Here is a 15296-nt window from a genome sequence, read left to right on the forward strand (position 1 = left end):
GGCGTTTATTCCTCTTCGTCCACGTGATGGGTGCTGAACGAACGCCAGACCAGAACCGGGATAATCAAGGTAAAGACGATCACTTCCTTATAGGCGCTGGCCCAGAAGGACGAGAACGATTCCAGCACGCCCACCAACAGCGAGCCGGCGGCGGCCACGGGGTAGCTGGCCAGGCCGCCGATGATGGCGCCCACGAAGCCCTTCAGGCCGATCAGGAAACCGGTGTCGTAATACACGGTCGTGATGGGCGCGATCAACATGCCGGACATGGCGCCGATGGCGGTCGCCAACGTGAACGTCAGGCTGCCGGACATGGTGGTGCTGATGCCCACCAGGCGTGCACCGCGACGGTTGACGGCGGTGGCGCGCAGCGCGCGGCCATACAGCGTCTTGCCGAAGAACAGCCACAGCGCGGTGATGAGCAGCCCGCAAGTGGCCACCACGAACAGGCTTTGCGCGGACCAGGTCATGAAGCCCAGGTCCACTTGCCCGCTGACGAACGGCGGCGTGCGCCAGCCTTCCGCGCCGAAGAACACCAGCGCCAGGCCGGTCAGCGCGAAGTGCACCGCGACCGAGACGATCAGCAGCACCAGCACCGTGGCTTCGGCCAGGGGTTGATAGACGATGCGATAGACCATCGGCCCCATCGGGATCACCAGCAACAGCGTCAGCAGCATGTTCAGCCACAACGAGTTGTCGGGCGCGGTGTAGGTCTTGGTCAGCCAGAACAGGGCCAAGGGCAGGACGAGGCTGATGAGGAAGGTCTTGGGCAGGCCGGCGAAGTTGCGGGTACGCAGCGCGCGCACCAGCTCCATCGCCAGGCACAAGGCGCCCAGCAGCGGCAGCAGGTAGGCGGTGCCCGGCATTTTGCCGTCGACCAGCATGGCCAGGGTCAGGGCGCCGAACGCCACGAACTCACCCTGGGGAATGAAAATGACGCGCGTGACGGCGAAAACCAGCACTAGAGCCATGCCCAGGAGGGCATAGATAGCGCCGTTGACGACACCGTCTTGCAGCAGGATCAGCGCAATTGAGGAATCCATCTAACAACCTTATTGATTCTTGGTGTTCCGGCCCCGCCCGGAACACTGATACGACACACCGGCCGGAAAGGCCGGTGCGAAGCATTGCTCAGGCGCCGCAAGGTAAGCGCCAGCCACTGGCGCCCCCTTCGCGTTGCACATCCGTGGATCGGGCAATCCTGGGGAAATTACAGGTCGGGCTGATAGACCCACTTGCCGTTTTCGACCTTGACGATAACGCGTGAACGCTCGTCGAAGCCGGCGTGGTCGGTGGGCGACATATTGAACACGCCCTGCGACGCAGCCAGGTTCTTCACGCCTTCCAGCGCGTCGCGCATGGCGGCGCGGAATTCCGGCGTGCCGGGCTTGGCGCCCGTCTTCAGCGCGACCGGCACCGCGGCCACGACCAATTGGCCGGCATCCCACATGTGGCCGCCGAACGTGTTGGTGGAGTTGGCGCCGTTGGCCTTTTCGTAGGTCTCGACGTAAGCCAGGGCCGACTTCTTGACCGGGTTCGAATCGGGCAATTGGGCAGCAACCAGCAGCGGACCGGCCGGCAGGTACATGCCGTTGCAGTCCTTGCCGCAGACGCGCAGCACGTCGTTGTTGGCGGCGCCGTGCGTTTGGTAGATGGTGCCGCCGTAGTTGCGGGCCTTCAATTCCTTTTGCGGCAGCGCCGACGGGGTGCCGGCGCCGGCGATCAGGATGGCGTCCGGCTTTGCGCCGACCAGCTTGAGCACCTGGCCCGTCACGCTGGTGTCGGTACGGCTGTATTTTTCGATGGCGACGATTTCAATGCCCTTGGCCTTGGCGGCCTTTTGCATCACGTCCAGCCAGCCGTCGCCGTAGGCGTCGGCAAAACCGATGAAGCCCAGCGTCTTGACCTTGGACTTGGCCATGGCGTCGGCCAGGGCGCCGGCCATCAGCGCGTCGTTCTGCGGGGTCTTGAAGACCCAGCGGCGCTTGTCGTCCACGGGTTCGACGATCTTGGCGCTGGCGGCCACACTGATCATCGGCACCTTGGCTTCGGCGGCCACGTCAACCATGGCCAGCGAGCCCGGCGTCACGGACGTGCCGATCAGCACATCGACCTTGTCGTCGGTGGCCAGCTTGCGCGAGTTCTTGACGGCTTGGGTGGTATCGGTAGCGTCGTCCAGGACGATCCATTCGATCTTCTGGCCTGCCACTTCCTTGGGCAGCAGCGCCACCGTGTTGCGTTCGGGGATACCCAGCGAGGCGGCCGGACCGGTGCTGGACACCGTTACGCCTACCTTGATCTGCGCGCTCGCCAGGAGCGGCACGGCCAAGGCGAAAGCGGCAGCCGCCGCGGACAAGCCGAAGTGCTTGCGCATATTTTTGTCTCCTGTGGTGGCTCTTATGTGCCTCGATTGAGGCGAAGCGAGCCTAGTTAAAGTTATACAGAAAAAAATATTATAGGGTTAAAACAGTATCAGATGACGCCACGCAACTACGGTAAATCCCTGATGTGCTGCGGAAACATCGATTCAGCAAACGCATTCGTTAATGGCGAACTTGTACTAGAAAAACTTTCGGCGCGTCAGTTGGGGGATTCCCTTGGAAATCGCAGCATGCCCCAAAGCGCGCGGGCGCCGGGTTACGGTGCTGTCACCCCCGAGCGGCGGCCAAGAACCAACGCCTAACCGCTAACCGCCAACGGCTGACGACTAGCGACCCAACATCGGCCAGACGCGCTCCACCCGTGACGCCACCCACGCTGCAATGACGGCTTTGATGAGATCACCCGGCACGAACACCGCCACCGCCACCGCCGCCTTGGACAAACCCATCTTGGTGACGGACGCCAGCCACGGCACCCCGACGGCATACACGACCAAGATGCCGCCCACCACGCAAGCGACCACGTAGCCGCCCAGCTTCGCCCAATCCTGGGTTGCGCGCGCCGCCAACATGCGCGCCAGCCAGCCGATCACCAATGCGCCCACCACCATGCCCACCAGGAAACCGCCCGTCGGCCCAAGGAACGCGCCCAGTCCACCGCGCCCGCCGGGCAGCACAGGCAGCCCGATTGCCGCCAAACCCAGATAGAGCAGGCAAGCCAGCGCCCCACGCACCGGGCCCAGCATGGCGCCGGCCAGCATGGCGCCCAGCGTCTGCAAGGTGATCGGCACCGGAATGCCCGGCAAGGGTATGGGCGGAATCAGGCTCAGGACGACGATCAGCGCCGCGAACAGCGCGATCAGCACGGTGTTGTGGGATTTCATGGGCTCACCTTTATGGAATCAATACGGCGTGGAATCGCTACGGCGTGCGGGCAGCTCAGAGACTACGCGCATCGATGGCCTCCGCCACTTCCTGGGCGCGCTTCAAGGTCAGCACGATCAGCGGCACAATCAATGCCACCGGGTGGGCGCCCAGGCCGCGCGCGGCCTGGGCTTCGCGGATCTCGTGAAAGTTGCGCCAGATTTCCGGGACGAAACGCAAGGCCAGCGCCAGGGCCAGCGCCACCTTGCCGGCGTCAACCAGTCCGATGCGCTCCAGCGGCATCAAGGCGCGTTCGCAGACAGCAATCAGGTCCGATGTGCGGGTCGCCAACGTTACCGCCAGCGCCAAGCCCACCATCGCGCCCACACGCAGCACCACCGCCAAGGCTTCCATCCAGCCTTGGAACAGGCCCGTGAACACGCCCACCGCCAGCAACACCCACAACAGCCCGCGCACCTGGCGCCAGACGGCAGCCGCCGAGACACCGGTCGACCACACCAGCAGGGCCGCCGCCGCGAACGCCACGCCCAGCCAGCGGGGGTCGCGCAGCACGAACAGCCCCGCCCCCGCCGCCACCAACGCGGCAAGCTTCAGCCAGGCGGGCAGGCGGTGCAGCGCCGAGCGGCCGGCAACGTAAAGCGGTTCGATCATGCGCAGTGCTCCCGGTACCAGCGCAGTGCCGCGGCGGGGGTGTCGTCGGCAGCGATCGTGCCGTCGCGCACCACCAGCACGCGGTCAAAATCTTCCAGTAATTCCAGATCGTGGCTGACGACAATCGCGTCGTGAGGCAGCTCGGCTATGGCATGGCGGACCCGGTTGCGGTTGCGCAGGTCCAATTGCGTGGTCGGTTCGTCAAAGACAATTAGCGCCGGCTCCATGACCAGCACCGCCGCCAGCGCCACCAGTTGACGTTCGCCGCCCGACAGCGTGTGGCTGCTGCGGTCGGCCAGATGGCCCACGCCCAGCGCGTTCAATTGGCTGTCGATGCGTGATTCGCGCCGCGCCTTGTCCGGTTCCAGGCGCTTCAGGCCAAACGCCAGATCTTCGCGCACGATCGGAAACACGATCTGGTTTTCCGGGTTCTGGAATACAAAGCCCACTCGGCGGCGCACGTCTTTCAAGTCGTGCCGGGTATCCAGGCCGTCCACCCGCACGCTGCCCGCCGAAGGCACCACCAGGCCATTGACCAGGCGCGCCAGCGTGCTCTTGCCCGCGCCGTTGGGCCCGACGATACCGATGCGACGTTCGGCCAGGGTTACGCTCACCCCGCGCAACACTTCCGCCTGGGGCGTCGTCACTACCGCCTGGTCAAACTCGATTAACATGGGGCGGGATTATGCCCGAACCATTTCGGGCATCGGGACTCCAAGAGCTGATATGGAAAAAGTACGCAAATCCGACGCCGAATGGCGCGCACAACTTTCCCCCGAAGAATACGTGGTCACCCGTCAAAAAGGTACCGAACGCGCATTCACCGGGCGTTACTGGGATACGACCACGCCGGGCATCTACCGCTGCGTGGGCTGTGGCACGGCCCTGTTCGCATCCGACACCAAATTCGACGCCGGCTGTGGCTGGCCCAGCTACTTCCAGGCGCTGGATCCCGAACTGGTGCGCGAAGAGCGCGACACCACCCACGGCATGGTCCGCACCGAAGTGCTGTGCAACGTCTGCGATTCGCATCTGGGCCACGTCTTCCCCGACGGCCCGCCGCCCACCGGGCTGCGCTATTGCATCAATTCCCTGTCGATGACGTTTGAACCCATAGAAGACTGAATGAAGAAGTTTCTGTTCGACCTGTTCCCGCTGTTCCTGTTCTTCATTGCCTATCGGTACACGGACATCTTCACCGCCACGGCCGTCGCCATGGCGGCCGCCGTGTTGCAGATTGTCTGGTTGAAGGTGACGGGCCGCCCCACCGAGGCCATGCACTGGGTGAACCTGACCGTCATCCTGGTCTTCGGCGGCGCCACCATCTGGCTGCACAGCGATGTGTTCATCAAGTGGAAGCCCACGGTGCTGTACTGGCTGTTCGGCGGCGCGCTGGTGATTTCCCGCCTGTTTTTCGGCCGCAACCTGATCCGCCGCCTGATGGAAAAGCAGATTCAACTGCCCGATGCGGCATGGGACAAGCTCAACCTGGTCTGGGCAGCATTCTTCCTGGTGGCTGGCGCGCTGAACCTGTACGTGGCGTTCTCGGGTCATTTCACCGAGTCGCAATGGGTCAGCTTCAAGGCCTTCGGCCTGATGGGCCTGATGATCGTCTTCGTGATCGGGCAATCGGTCTGGCTGGGCAAGCACATCCAGACCGACGAAAACGCCAGCTCGGACACCCCGCCGAGCAAGCCCTGATCCGCAACAGACGGTATCAGCCGGTCCAATAATCGGCGCGCACGCCAAGCGCGCGCGCCGGAACTTTCATATTGCCGCCATGTCAGAAACCACCGACCGCATCACCCTGATCCGGGAGCGCCTGGCCGCCCTGGACCCCGTCACACTGGACATCCTGGACGACTCGCATTTGCATGCCGGCCACGAAGGCAGTAAAAACGGCGCCGGGCACTATCGCGTGCACATCGTAGCGCCTTGCTTCACGGGGCTCTCCGCCGTAGCGCGACATAGGCTGGTGTATCATCATTTGCAAGATTTGATCCCCTATCCGATTCATGCGCTTGCGCTAGATGCCCAGGCTCCCAAATAGAAAGTAAAAGGATATTCATGAAACGCATCGTCATGCTGGCTGCGGCCTGCGTCATCGCCGTGCCTGCTTTCGCGCAGAACGTGGCCACCGTTAACGGCAAGGCCATTCCGCAGAAGAATTTGGATCAATTCGTCAAGCTGCTGGTCAGCCAGGGCGCGACCGATTCGCCGCAACTGCGCGAACAGGTCAAGCAAGAAATGATCAACCGCCAGATCTTCGTGCAAGCCGCCGAATCCAGCGGCATCGCCAAGCAAGCCGACGTTCAAACCGAAATCGAACTGGCCCGCCAAGGCATCCTGGTTCGCGCCCTGATGGCCGACTACCTGGCCAAGCACCCGGTGTCGGACGCCAAGGTCACTGCTGAATACGACAAGATCAAGCAGGAACAAGCCGGCAAGATGGAATACAAGGTCCGCCACATCCTCGTTGAAGACGAGAAGACGGCCAATGACCTGCTGGCCCAGATCAAGAGCAACAAGAACAAGTTCGACGACCTGGCCAAGAAGAACTCGAAGGACCCCGGCAGCGCCGAAAAGGGTGGCGATCTGGGTTGGGCTCCCCCGACCAACTACGTCCAGCCGTTCGCGCAAGCCGTGACCCAACTGAAGAAGGGCGAAATGGTCGACAAGCCGATTCAGACCCAATTCGGCTGGCACATCATCAAGGTTGACGACACCCGCCCGGTGGAATTCCCGCCGCTGGACCAAGTGCGTCCGCAACTGGAAGAAATGCTGCGCCAGCAAACCCTGGCCGACTACCAGAAGCAACTGCGCGACAAGGCCAAGATCCAGTAAGCCTGGGTCAGACCCGAAACTGCCCGCCGATGCGGGCAGTTTTTTTTCGCCCGTGCGGATCGTGCGTTAGAGCCTAAAAAAAAGCTGCACGCCTTGGGGCGTGCAGCTTTTTGATTTGCGCGTTGGTCTACTACCGTTGATCTACCGTCTTTTGATCACGCCTTGCTACGACATGCCCAGCAACTCTTTCAGCGCATCTTCGTCCAGCACGGTAACGCCCAGTTCCTGCGCCTTGGTGAGCTTGCTGCCCGCCTCAACACCCGCCACCAGATAGGCCGTCTTCTTGGACACCGAGCCGCTGACCTTGCCGCCCGCGGCCTGAATGTGCATCGACGCTTCTTCGCGCGTCCAGTTGGGCAAGGTGCCGGTCAGCACAAAGGTTTTGCCCGCCAGCGTCGTGCTTTGCGGCACGGCTTCGGCCACGGGGTTGACCCCCTGCGCCTTCAATTGCTCGATCACGTCACGGTTGTGCTGCTCGGCGAAGAAGCGGCGGATGGATGCCGCCACCACCGGGCCCACGTCCGGCACGGACGACAGCGCGTCTTCATCGGCGTCCATGATGGCGTCGATGCTGCCGAAATGCCGGGCGACGTCACGCGCGGTGGTTTCTCCAACGTGACGGATGCCCAGCGCGAACAGCAGGCGGTTCAGGCCGGGTTCGCGCGCCTTGTCGATGGCAGCCACCAGGTTGTCGGCGGACTTCTGGCCCATGCGGTCCAGGCCTACGAGCTCCAGCGGGCGCAGGCTGTACAAGTCGGCCAAGGTTTTGACCCGGCCGCTGTCCACCAATTGGTCCACCAGTTTCTCGCCCAGGCCTTCGATGTCCAGCGCCTTGCGGCTGGCCGCGTGCCACAAGGTCTGCTTGCGCTGGGCGCCGCAGAACAGGCCGCCCGTGCAGCGCGCAATGGTTTCGTCTTCAAGCCGCTCAATGGCCGAGCCACACACCGGGCAGGCCGTGGGCATAACGAATTCCTGCGCGTCGTCGGGGCGCTTTTCAAGCACGGGGCCCAGCACTTCCGGAATGACGTCACCAGCGCGACGCACGATGACCGTGTCGCCCTTGCGCACGTCTTTGCGGCGAATTTCGTCTTCGTTATGCAGCGTGGCGTTGGTGACGGTCACGCCGCCCACGAAGACGGGCTTCAAGCGCGCCACCGGGGTGATGGCACCGGTGCGGCCTACCTGGACTTCGATATCCAGCAGCGTCGTGGTGGCTTCCTCGGCGGCGAACTTATGGGCCAGGGCGAAGCGCGGCGCGCGCGCCACAAAACCCAGCACCTTCTGCGCCGGCAGCGAATCCACCTTGTAGACCACGCCGTCGATGTCGTAAGGCAAGCTGGCGCGCATAGCACCCACCTGTGCGTAGAACGCCATCAAGCCTTCGGCGCCCGTGGCACGGTGGTTGTGCTTCAGGTTGACGGGCAGGCCCAAGGAGTGCAGCCAGGCCAGCATGGCGCCATGCGAATCTTCAGGCAGTTGCGACGCCTGGCCGACGCCCGCTGTTGCCTCGTCGAACAAGCCGCTTTGCTTGCCGGGCAGGCCCTGCACCTCGCCCCATCCATAGGCGAAAAAGCGCAGCGGGCGCTTGGCGGTGATGCGAGGGTCCAGCTGGCGCAGGCTGCCGGCCGCGGCATTGCGCGGATTGACGAAGACTTTTTCGTCACGCTTGGCCTGGGCCACGTTCAATTTTTCGAAGTCGGCGCGATTCATCAGCACTTCGCCGCGCACTTCCAGCACCTTCGGGGCCGCGCCCTGTAGCTGCAACGGAATCGCCTTGATCGTGCGGATGTTGGAGGTGACGTCTTCACCGGTCTGGCCGTCGCCGCGCGTGGCCGCCTGAACCAGCCGGCCGTCTTCGTAGCGCAGGCTGATCGCCAGCCCGTCCAGCTTCAGTTCACAGAAATAATCGGCCTGCTGCGCCGGGCCCAGCAGGCCCGCCCCGCGCAAGGTATCCGTCACGCGGCGGTCGAACGCCACGACTTCTTCTTCGTCGAATGCGTTATTCAGCGACAACATCGGCACGGCATGGCGCACGCTGCCAAAGGCAGAGACGGGCGCGGCACCCACGCGCTGCGTGGGCGATTCCGGCGTGACAAGTTCAGGGTGCTGAGCCTCAAGGGCTTCAAGCTGCCGCATCAGCCCGTCGTATTCGGCATCCGAAATCGAGGGCTCGTCATAGACGTAATAGCGGACGTTGTGCTGTTCAAGCTCGGCGCGCAGCCGTGCCGCGGTTTCCGCGGGGTTGACCTCACCAGACACGCCGCTCATTTACGCAAACACCCGTTGAGCACGCTCGCTTCCGGCGGGCAGGCCCGCTTGTTCAAGCTGTTCGAACAGCACTTGCAGGCGTTCGTCGATAACGGTTTCCGACCCCTCGGCCAACGGCTTGCCCTGGTCATCCACCAGTTCCGCGCGCAAGCGGGCGGCCAGGTCGCGGCCCACGTCCACCATGCGGCCAAAGGCGCGCGCGTCGGCCGGTGCGCAGGGCACGTCCAGCAACAGGTAGAGGCGTTCCACGCCCCCCATGCCCGCATCGAAGGCGGCGCCGTCGGCGCGCGACAAGGTGAAGCGGGTGACACCGTTTTCAGCGGGCCAGGCAAGACGGTTGCCGTCGGCCAGGAAACCGGTGTCGCGGGCAACGGCAAGCACTTCCGCCGCCGGCTGGGCCGTGCCCAGCAACAAGGTCAAACCCACTTGGGTGTCCAGCGCGGCGCAGGTGTCGTCAAGGCGCGCCCCCTGCTCCAGCACGGCTTGCTGGTCCGGCCCTTCGATGGTGGCGTCGAATCGTTCGGCCATGTCCTGCGCACGCGCCCAAGCCTGCGACCATTCGATGGCGGTCAGCGGGCCGCTGCGGTTGGCCAGCAATACGGCTAATTGCATCGATGCGTAGGACTCACCCGCATGCACGCGAGCACGGTGGCGCCGCTGGTCGGTTTCGGCAAACACGCGCATCGGCTTGCGGCCCACGTGACGCAGGCTTTGCATATAGGGAAGCAGGTCGGCGCCGCGCACAGGCTCGGCGAAGTTGATTTCAATGACCACTTCGCAGGCGGGATCGGGTTCTTCGGCGTCGTCGGCGTCGCTGCCCGGGTCCACCGGAGCGGGTTGGCCCGGTTGCGCGCGCGGGGCGTCCCCGCCCATGCCGGGTTCGCGGCGGCTGACGCCAGCCGCCGTGGCCGAGGAGGCGCCGGCAGCGGCGCCCGCGCCCAGCAGCGGATCCTGTTCAGACGTGGGGAAATGGCTTTGCATCTTGCGCCGGACGCGCCGGTCCTGCCACCAGTTGAATCCCAACACCAGCAGTATCAGCAAGACGCCAAGGGCTATCAGCCCGATCTGCAAATCACTCATGTGTACATCCCGCGCCACGATGCGGCGCCATTCTAAATAGAGGGTTTATGCCGCTTCGGAGGCCATCATTTGCACGGCCGAATCTATGTCTACCGCAACGATACGCGAAACCCCTTGCTCTTGCATGGTTACGCCGATCAGTTGCTTGGCCATCTGCATGGCGATCTTGTTGTGCGAAATGAAAAGGAATTGGGTTTGTTCGCTCATGTTGGCGACCAGGTTCGCATAGCGTTCGGTATTGGCGTCGTCCAACGGCGCGTCCACCTCGTCCAGCAGGCAGAACGGCGCCGGGTTCAGCTTGAACAGCGCGAACACCAGCGCGGTCGCGGTCAGCGCTTTTTCGCCGCCGGAAAGCAGGTGGATCGTGCTGTTGCGCTTGCCGGGCGGCTGGGCCATCACCTGCACGCCCGCGTCAAGAATTTCTTCGCCGGTCATGCTGAGCTTGGCCTCGCCCCCGCCGAAGAGCTTGGGGAAGAGTTCGCCGAAGTGGCCGTTCACGATGTTGAACGTCTCTTGCAGCAACTCGCGCGTTTCGCGGTCGATCTTGCGGATGGCGTCTTCCAGGGTCTCGATGGCGGTCATCAAGTCCTGGTGTTGAGAATCCAGGAAGCCCTTGCGTTCGCGCGAGGTATTCAGTTCGTCCAAGGCCGCCAGGTTGACGGAACCCAACGATTCGATCTGACGCGAGATCCGCCCCACTTCCTGTTGCAGCCAACTGGCGCGACGCCATTCGTCGGGCTGATTGGCCAGGTCTTGCGCCAGCGCCTCGCGGTCGACTTCGCGCGCGTTCAATTGTTCGGTGAACTGTTCTTCGGCCAAGCGGGCAGCCTGTTCCTGCAACTGCAGTTCCATGATGCGCGCGCGGCGCGGTTCCAGCGTCTGTTCCTGCTGCTGGCGGTCTTCGTCGGCGCCGCGCAGCAAGGCGGCCAGGTTTTCCATTTCCTGGCGCGCGCGCGACAGCGCTTCCTCGCGTTCGGCGCGGGCTTCCAGGGCGTCCTGCAAACCGGCCTGCGAGGCAGAGGCGTCCAGCTCGACCAGATCGCCCATCAGTTGTTCCAGCTCCACCGCGCCACGCTGGCTTTGATCGGCGGCCAACTGCTGATTGCGTTGCAGGTCGGTGATGCGGACCTGGATGCCGCGCTCGGCGAATTCGGCTTCCTGGGCAGCCCGCTCCAGCTCGCGCAGGCGCGTGCGGGCGGCTTCCGCCTGGGCGGCAAGAGTTTCGCCATCGATTTCGGCATCGGCAAAACGCGACTGGTGCTCGGCGAGCTCTTCGTCCAGCGTCTCGAAGCGGGCTTCGGCTTCTTCGCGGGTGGCGCGCAAATCTTCTTCCTGGACCTTGATTTCTTCCAGGTCCTGGCGCAGACGCGACGCGCGTTCGCCGGATTGCTCCGCCTGCTGCTGCAACCGCGAATGTTCCAACTGGATGTCGTGTACGCGGCGCGTGACCTCGGCCACGCGCGTGCGCGCCGGGGCGATGGCTTGCGAGACCTGCTGCCAGCCCGCTTCGGCGCGGGCGACTGCCGCGCGCGCTTGGTCCGCGATCAACTGCTGGGCCTTGATCTCGCGTTGCAGGTTTTCGATTTCCTGCTGGCGGGCCAACAGGCCGGCCTGTTCGGAATCGGGCGCGTAAAAGCGGACGCTGTGCGCGTCGATCAGATGGCCGGCCTTGACCACGCAGGCGCTGCCGGCGGGCAAGGTCGCCCGCATGGCCAAGGCTTGCGTGACGTCGGTAGCGGTGTAGACGCCGGCCAGCCACTCGTTGAGCAGCGTGCGCAGGTCGGGGTCCGTGATGCGCAGCAGGCTGGCCAACGAGGTAAGACCGGCGGGCGCGGGCGGCACGGGCGCCGCGACAGGCAATTGGTAAAAGGCCAGCCGGGCGGGCGGCGCGTCTTCGGCGAAGGCGCGCGCCCAATCCAGGTTGCGCACCTCCATCGAGGCCATGCGCTCGCGCAGCGCGGATTCCAGGGCGGTTTCCCAACCCGGCTCCACATGCAGCTTCTGCCACAGGCGCGACAGCCCGGCAAGCTCGTGCTTGGCCAGCCAGGGCTCCAGGGCACCCTGCTTCTGTACATCTTCCTGCAACTTCACCAAGGCCGACAGGCGGGCCTCAAGGCGAGCCAGATTCTGCGCGTCGGTCTGCGCGGCGGCCTGGGCGCGGCTGCGCTCGGCATCCGCTTCCGGCACGCGGCCTTCCAGCATGGCCAGTTCTTCCTGGGCCTCTTGCAGTTGGTCCTCGCCCGCCAGGCGGTCGCCCGCCAGTTGTTCCAGGCGGATGGGATCCGGGGCGTGCAGCTCACGCAGTTCCTGCTGCAAGCGTTCGCGGCGCTGCTCCAGCACCTGCATCTGGCGATCGGCGTCGCGCTGGGTCTGGGCGACCAGCGCCAGGTTCTGTTCCACGCGGGCCAGGGCGGCGCGCATCTCGTCGCGGCCGGACGCGGCTTCGCGCACGCGCTGCTCAACCGAGGGCAAGCCCGCCTGGGCGTCTTCAGCGGCGGCGCGCGCCTCTTCGGTGCGGGCGGCGGCGGCGGCCAGGTCGTCTTCGGCCTGGGCGATTTGTTCAGTGCAGTGCTCGCGCTGGCTGGTCCATTCCGCGATCTGCTGTTGAAGCTGGTCGCGGCGTGACTGCAAGCGGTTGCGGGAATCCACCACATGGCGGATTTCGGCTTCCAGGCGGCTGACCTGGGCGTTCGCTTCGTACAGCGCGCCCTGCGCGGTATGCACCGCGTCGCTGGCCGCATAGTGGGCCTGGCGGCGGGATTCCAGCGCGGCTTCGCCCGCCCGCAAGCCGGCAATGGCGGCTTCGAGCTCGTTCTGGGCCTGGGCCATTTCCTGGGCCTTCTTGGCGCGCTCTTCGCGCGCCCCGGTTTCCTTCAGGAACCACAGGGAATGCTGCTTCTTTTCGCCGTCGGCCTGAAGCTCGCGGTAACGCGTGGCGACTTCGGCCTGGGCCTCCAGCTTTTCAAGCTGGCTGTTGAGTTCACGCAGGATGTCTTCGACACGGGTCAGGTTTTCGCGCGTGTCGGACAGGCGGTTTTCGGTCTCGCGGCGGCGTTCCTTGTAGCGCGACACGCCGGCCGCTTCTTCCAGGAACACCCGCAGTTCTTCAGGGCGCGCCTCGATCAGGCGGTTGATCATGCCCTGCCCGATGATGGCGTAGCCGCGCGCGCCCAGGCCGGTGCCCAGGAAAATGTCGTGGATGTCGCGGCGCCGAACCTGCTGGTTATTGACGAAATAGCTGCTGGTGCCGTCCCGGGTCAAGACCCGGCGCACGGCGATTTCGGCGTAGGTGCTCCACTGGCCGGCGGCACGCCCTTCGCTATTGTCGAACACCATTTCCACCGAGGCCCGGGCGGCGGGCTTGCGATTGCCCGAGCCGTTGAAAATGACGTCCTGCATGGACTCGCCGCGCAGTTCCGAGGCCTTGGCCTCGCCCAGCACCCAGCGGACGGCGTCGATGATGTTCGACTTTCCGCAGCCGTTCGGACCCACCACGCCTACCAATTGGCTGGGCACGGGAATCACGGTGGGATCGACGAAGGACTTGAAGCCGGCGAGTTTTAGCTGAGTAAGACGCACAGTACGATGACGACGGGGTGGGTTGACGAAAGGCGTTAACGGACCTGCCGCACAGATTGCAAACCGGCCCAAGAAGGGCCGGCTCACATATGGGTCGTATGATACCGCAGGCAGTCCCGGCCAAACGTCAGCAACGGTCAACTCGCGGGCAAACGCTCAATGGCTGGCGGCATGGCACCGGCTATACTCCCTGACACTTTTTGGCACGACACATAATTTTCACGCGGACTGGCCGGGCGCTGGCCAAAGAACGGGGACATTCTTGAAACGTGGTTTCTATCTGGTCATGGCCGCGCAGGCCTTCTCGTCATTGGCGGACAATGCGCTGTTCATCGCAGCCATCGCCTTGATACAGGAGCTGCACGGCCCCGACTGGTTGGCGCCCATGATGAAATGGTCGTTCGCGCTGGCCTACGTGGTCCTGGCGGCCTTTGTCGGCGCCCTGGCGGACTCCTTCCCCAAGGGCCGCGTCATGTTCTCCACGAACGCCCTGAAAGTGGCCGGCTGCCTGCTGATGTTCTCGTACGCCAGCATCGGCGTCGCCCCCGAATACCAAACCTATCTGGTGTGCGCCGCCTACGCGGTCGTGGGTATCGGGGCCGCCGCGTATTCCCCCGCCAAGTACGGCATCGTCACCGAAATGCTGCCCCCGCACATGCTGGTCAAGGGCAATAGCTGGATCGAGGGCCTGACCGTCTTCTCCATCATCCTGGGCACGGTGCTGGGTGGCTTGCTCATCTCGTCCTCGGTATCCACCGCACTGCTCAGCCATTCGTTCATCGGCAGCCTGGTACACACGCCGGCCGAAGCCGCCATCCTGGTGATCGCCTTTGTGTATCTGCTGGCAGCGCTTTGCAATCTGTTGATTCCGCGCACGCATGTGCGCTATCCGCCGCAGCAAAAAAACCCCGTTCGGCTGATGCGCACCTTCTGGGGCTACGTCCGCGTGCTCTGGAAAGACAAGCTTGGGCAGATCTCGCTGGCTGTCACCACGCTGTTCTGGGGCGCGGGCGCAACGCTGCAGCTCATCGTCATCGAATGGGGCCGCAGCCACCTGGGCTATCAGTTGGACAAGGCGTCGATGCTGATGGGCGTGGCCGCGCTGGGCACGGTGGTGGGTTCCATCCTGGCCGGTCGAATCCCGTTGCGCCGCGCGCTGAGCGTATTGCCGGTGGGCGCCGCCATGGGGCTGGTCGTGCTGCTGATGCCGCTGGTCTATTCGCCCTGGAGCGTCTACCTGCTGCTGCTCCTCACCGGGGGGCTGGCCGGCTTCTTCGTGGTGCCGATGAACGCCCTGCTGCAGCATCGCGGCCACGTGCTGCTGTCGGCGGGCCATTCCATCGCCGTGCAGAATTTCAACGAACAGCTCAACATCCTGTTGATGGTGGCGATGTACACGCTGCTGCTGTGGCTGCAATTGCCCATCAACATCATCATCGTCATCTTCGGCACCGTCGTCGCGGTCCTGATGGTGGTGTTCATGCGCTGGAGCAAGCGCAACTTGCAGGCCGACCCCGAGCTGCATGATCAGATTGGTCAGGAAGGCCACGGGCGCGCGCTGGACTCCACGCACTAAGCGGTTGATCTGAAAGAAAAAACCGGGGGATG

General features: G+C 64.2%; 13 protein-coding genes. 5 read left to right on the forward strand and 8 right to left on the reverse strand.

What is annotated here, in order from left to right; genetic code table 11:
- Window positions 1-5 precede the first annotated feature (5 nt).
- The 5 genes from M2361_RS22840 to M2361_RS22860 all read right to left on the reverse strand — a co-directional run bounded on the left by M2361_RS22840 (window position 6) and on the right by M2361_RS22860 (window position 4591).
- The gene (locus M2361_RS22840) at window positions 6-1043 is read right to left on the reverse strand and encodes a branched-chain amino acid ABC transporter permease (protein ID WP_259251924.1); all 1038 of its coding nucleotides are present in this window, start codon (window positions 1041-1043) and stop codon (window positions 6-8) included.
- 167 nt (window positions 1044-1210) lie between these two features.
- Entirely contained in the window at window positions 1211-2374 is a 1164-nt protein-coding gene (locus M2361_RS22845; protein WP_100857356.1) for an ABC transporter substrate-binding protein, read from the reverse strand.
- Between the two features lie 333 nt (window positions 2375-2707).
- The gene (locus M2361_RS22850; RefSeq protein WP_259251925.1) at window positions 2708-3265 is read right to left on the reverse strand and encodes a biotin transporter BioY; all 558 of its coding nucleotides are present in this window, start codon (window positions 3263-3265) and stop codon (window positions 2708-2710) included.
- Window positions 3266-3320: 55 nt separating this feature from the next.
- Entirely contained in the window at window positions 3321-3917 is a 597-nt protein-coding gene (locus M2361_RS22855; protein ID WP_259251926.1) for an energy-coupling factor transporter transmembrane protein EcfT, read from the reverse strand.
- Window positions 3914-4591 (reverse strand): energy-coupling factor ABC transporter ATP-binding protein, encoded by a 678-nt coding sequence (locus tag M2361_RS22860; RefSeq protein WP_259251927.1) that lies wholly within the window; start codon window positions 4589-4591, stop codon window positions 3914-3916. The genes M2361_RS22855 and M2361_RS22860 overlap by 4 nt, the downstream gene beginning before the upstream one ends.
- 52 nt (window positions 4592-4643) lie before the next feature.
- Between M2361_RS22860 and msrB the strand changes: the two genes are divergently transcribed.
- From msrB to M2361_RS22880, 4 genes are all read left to right on the forward strand, one after another.
- Entirely contained in the window at window positions 4644-5042 is a 399-nt protein-coding gene (gene msrB, locus M2361_RS22865; RefSeq protein WP_100857360.1) for a peptide-methionine (R)-S-oxide reductase MsrB, read from the forward strand.
- Window positions 5043-5618 carry a septation protein A gene (locus tag M2361_RS22870; RefSeq protein ID WP_259251929.1) on the forward strand — a complete coding sequence of 192 codons (576 nt, stop codon included), beginning with the start codon at window positions 5043-5045 and terminating at the stop codon, window positions 5616-5618.
- A 79-nt stretch (window positions 5619-5697) separates the two neighbouring features.
- Window positions 5698-5967 (forward strand): BolA family transcriptional regulator, encoded by a 270-nt coding sequence (locus M2361_RS22875; protein WP_100857899.1) that lies wholly within the window; start codon window positions 5698-5700, stop codon window positions 5965-5967.
- A 17-nt stretch (window positions 5968-5984) separates the two neighbouring features.
- Window positions 5985-6761: a peptidylprolyl isomerase gene (locus M2361_RS22880; protein ID WP_259251931.1), complete on the forward strand. Its 777-nt coding sequence runs from the start codon at window positions 5985-5987 to the stop codon at window positions 6759-6761.
- A gap of 165 nt (window positions 6762-6926) precedes the next feature.
- Here the strand turns inward: M2361_RS22880 and ligA are convergent, their stop codons facing one another.
- Genes ligA through smc form a run of 3 tightly spaced genes read right to left on the reverse strand, consistent with a single transcriptional unit; the run spans window position 6927 to window position 13688 of the window.
- A complete protein-coding gene (ligA, locus tag M2361_RS22885; protein ID WP_259251932.1) occupies window positions 6927-9029 on the reverse strand; it encodes an NAD-dependent DNA ligase LigA in 2103 nt (700 codons plus the stop codon).
- Window positions 9030-10109, reverse strand: a complete 1080-nt coding sequence (locus tag M2361_RS22890; protein ID WP_259251933.1) for a cell division protein ZipA C-terminal FtsZ-binding domain-containing protein — start codon at window positions 10107-10109, stop codon at window positions 9030-9032. It abuts the gene before it with no gap.
- A 45-nt stretch (window positions 10110-10154) separates the two neighbouring features.
- Window positions 10155-13688, reverse strand: a complete 3534-nt coding sequence (gene smc / locus M2361_RS22895; RefSeq protein WP_259251934.1) for a chromosome segregation protein SMC — start codon at window positions 13686-13688, stop codon at window positions 10155-10157.
- A 262-nt stretch (window positions 13689-13950) separates the two neighbouring features.
- On the opposite strand from smc, the gene lplT reads away from it, so the two are divergent.
- A complete protein-coding gene (gene lplT / locus M2361_RS22900; protein ID WP_100857366.1) occupies window positions 13951-15264 on the forward strand; it encodes a lysophospholipid transporter LplT in 1314 nt (437 codons plus the stop codon).
- Window positions 15265-15296: the final 32 nt, after the last annotated feature.

Origin of the sequence: Achromobacter sp. JUb104 (assembly GCF_024806975.1) — a bacterium.
Taxonomy (GTDB): domain Bacteria; phylum Pseudomonadota; class Gammaproteobacteria; order Burkholderiales; family Burkholderiaceae_B; genus Achromobacter; species Achromobacter spanius.

Bases quoted from the DNA above. Each gene is read 5' to 3' on its own strand.
- M2361_RS22855 (WP_259251926.1), bottom strand. From the start codon at position 3,917: ATGATCGAACCGCTTTACGTTGCCGGCCGCTCGGCGCTGCACCGCCTG.
- M2361_RS22845 (WP_100857356.1), bottom strand. From the start codon at position 2,374: ATGCGCAAGCACTTCGGCTTGTCCGCGGCGGCTGCCGCTTTCGCCTTG.
- ligA (WP_259251932.1), bottom strand. From the start codon at position 9,029: ATGAGCGGCGTGTCTGGTGAGGTCAACCCCGCGGAAACCGCGGCACGG.
- M2361_RS22840 (WP_259251924.1), bottom strand. From the start codon at position 1,043: ATGGATTCCTCAATTGCGCTGATCCTGCTGCAAGACGGTGTCGTCAAC.
- M2361_RS22870 (WP_259251929.1), top strand. From the start codon at position 5,043: ATGAAGAAGTTTCTGTTCGACCTGTTCCCGCTGTTCCTGTTCTTCATT.
- M2361_RS22850 (WP_259251925.1), bottom strand. From the start codon at position 3,265: ATGAAATCCCACAACACCGTGCTGATCGCGCTGTTCGCGGCGCTGATC.
- M2361_RS22880 (WP_259251931.1), top strand. From the start codon at position 5,985: ATGAAACGCATCGTCATGCTGGCTGCGGCCTGCGTCATCGCCGTGCCT.
- M2361_RS22860 (WP_259251927.1), bottom strand. From the start codon at position 4,591: ATGTTAATCGAGTTTGACCAGGCGGTAGTGACGACGCCCCAGGCGGAA.
- msrB (WP_100857360.1), top strand. From the start codon at position 4,644: ATGGAAAAAGTACGCAAATCCGACGCCGAATGGCGCGCACAACTTTCC.
- M2361_RS22890 (WP_259251933.1), bottom strand. From the start codon at position 10,109: ATGAGTGATTTGCAGATCGGGCTGATAGCCCTTGGCGTCTTGCTGATA.
- M2361_RS22875 (WP_100857899.1), top strand. From the start codon at position 5,698: ATGTCAGAAACCACCGACCGCATCACCCTGATCCGGGAGCGCCTGGCC.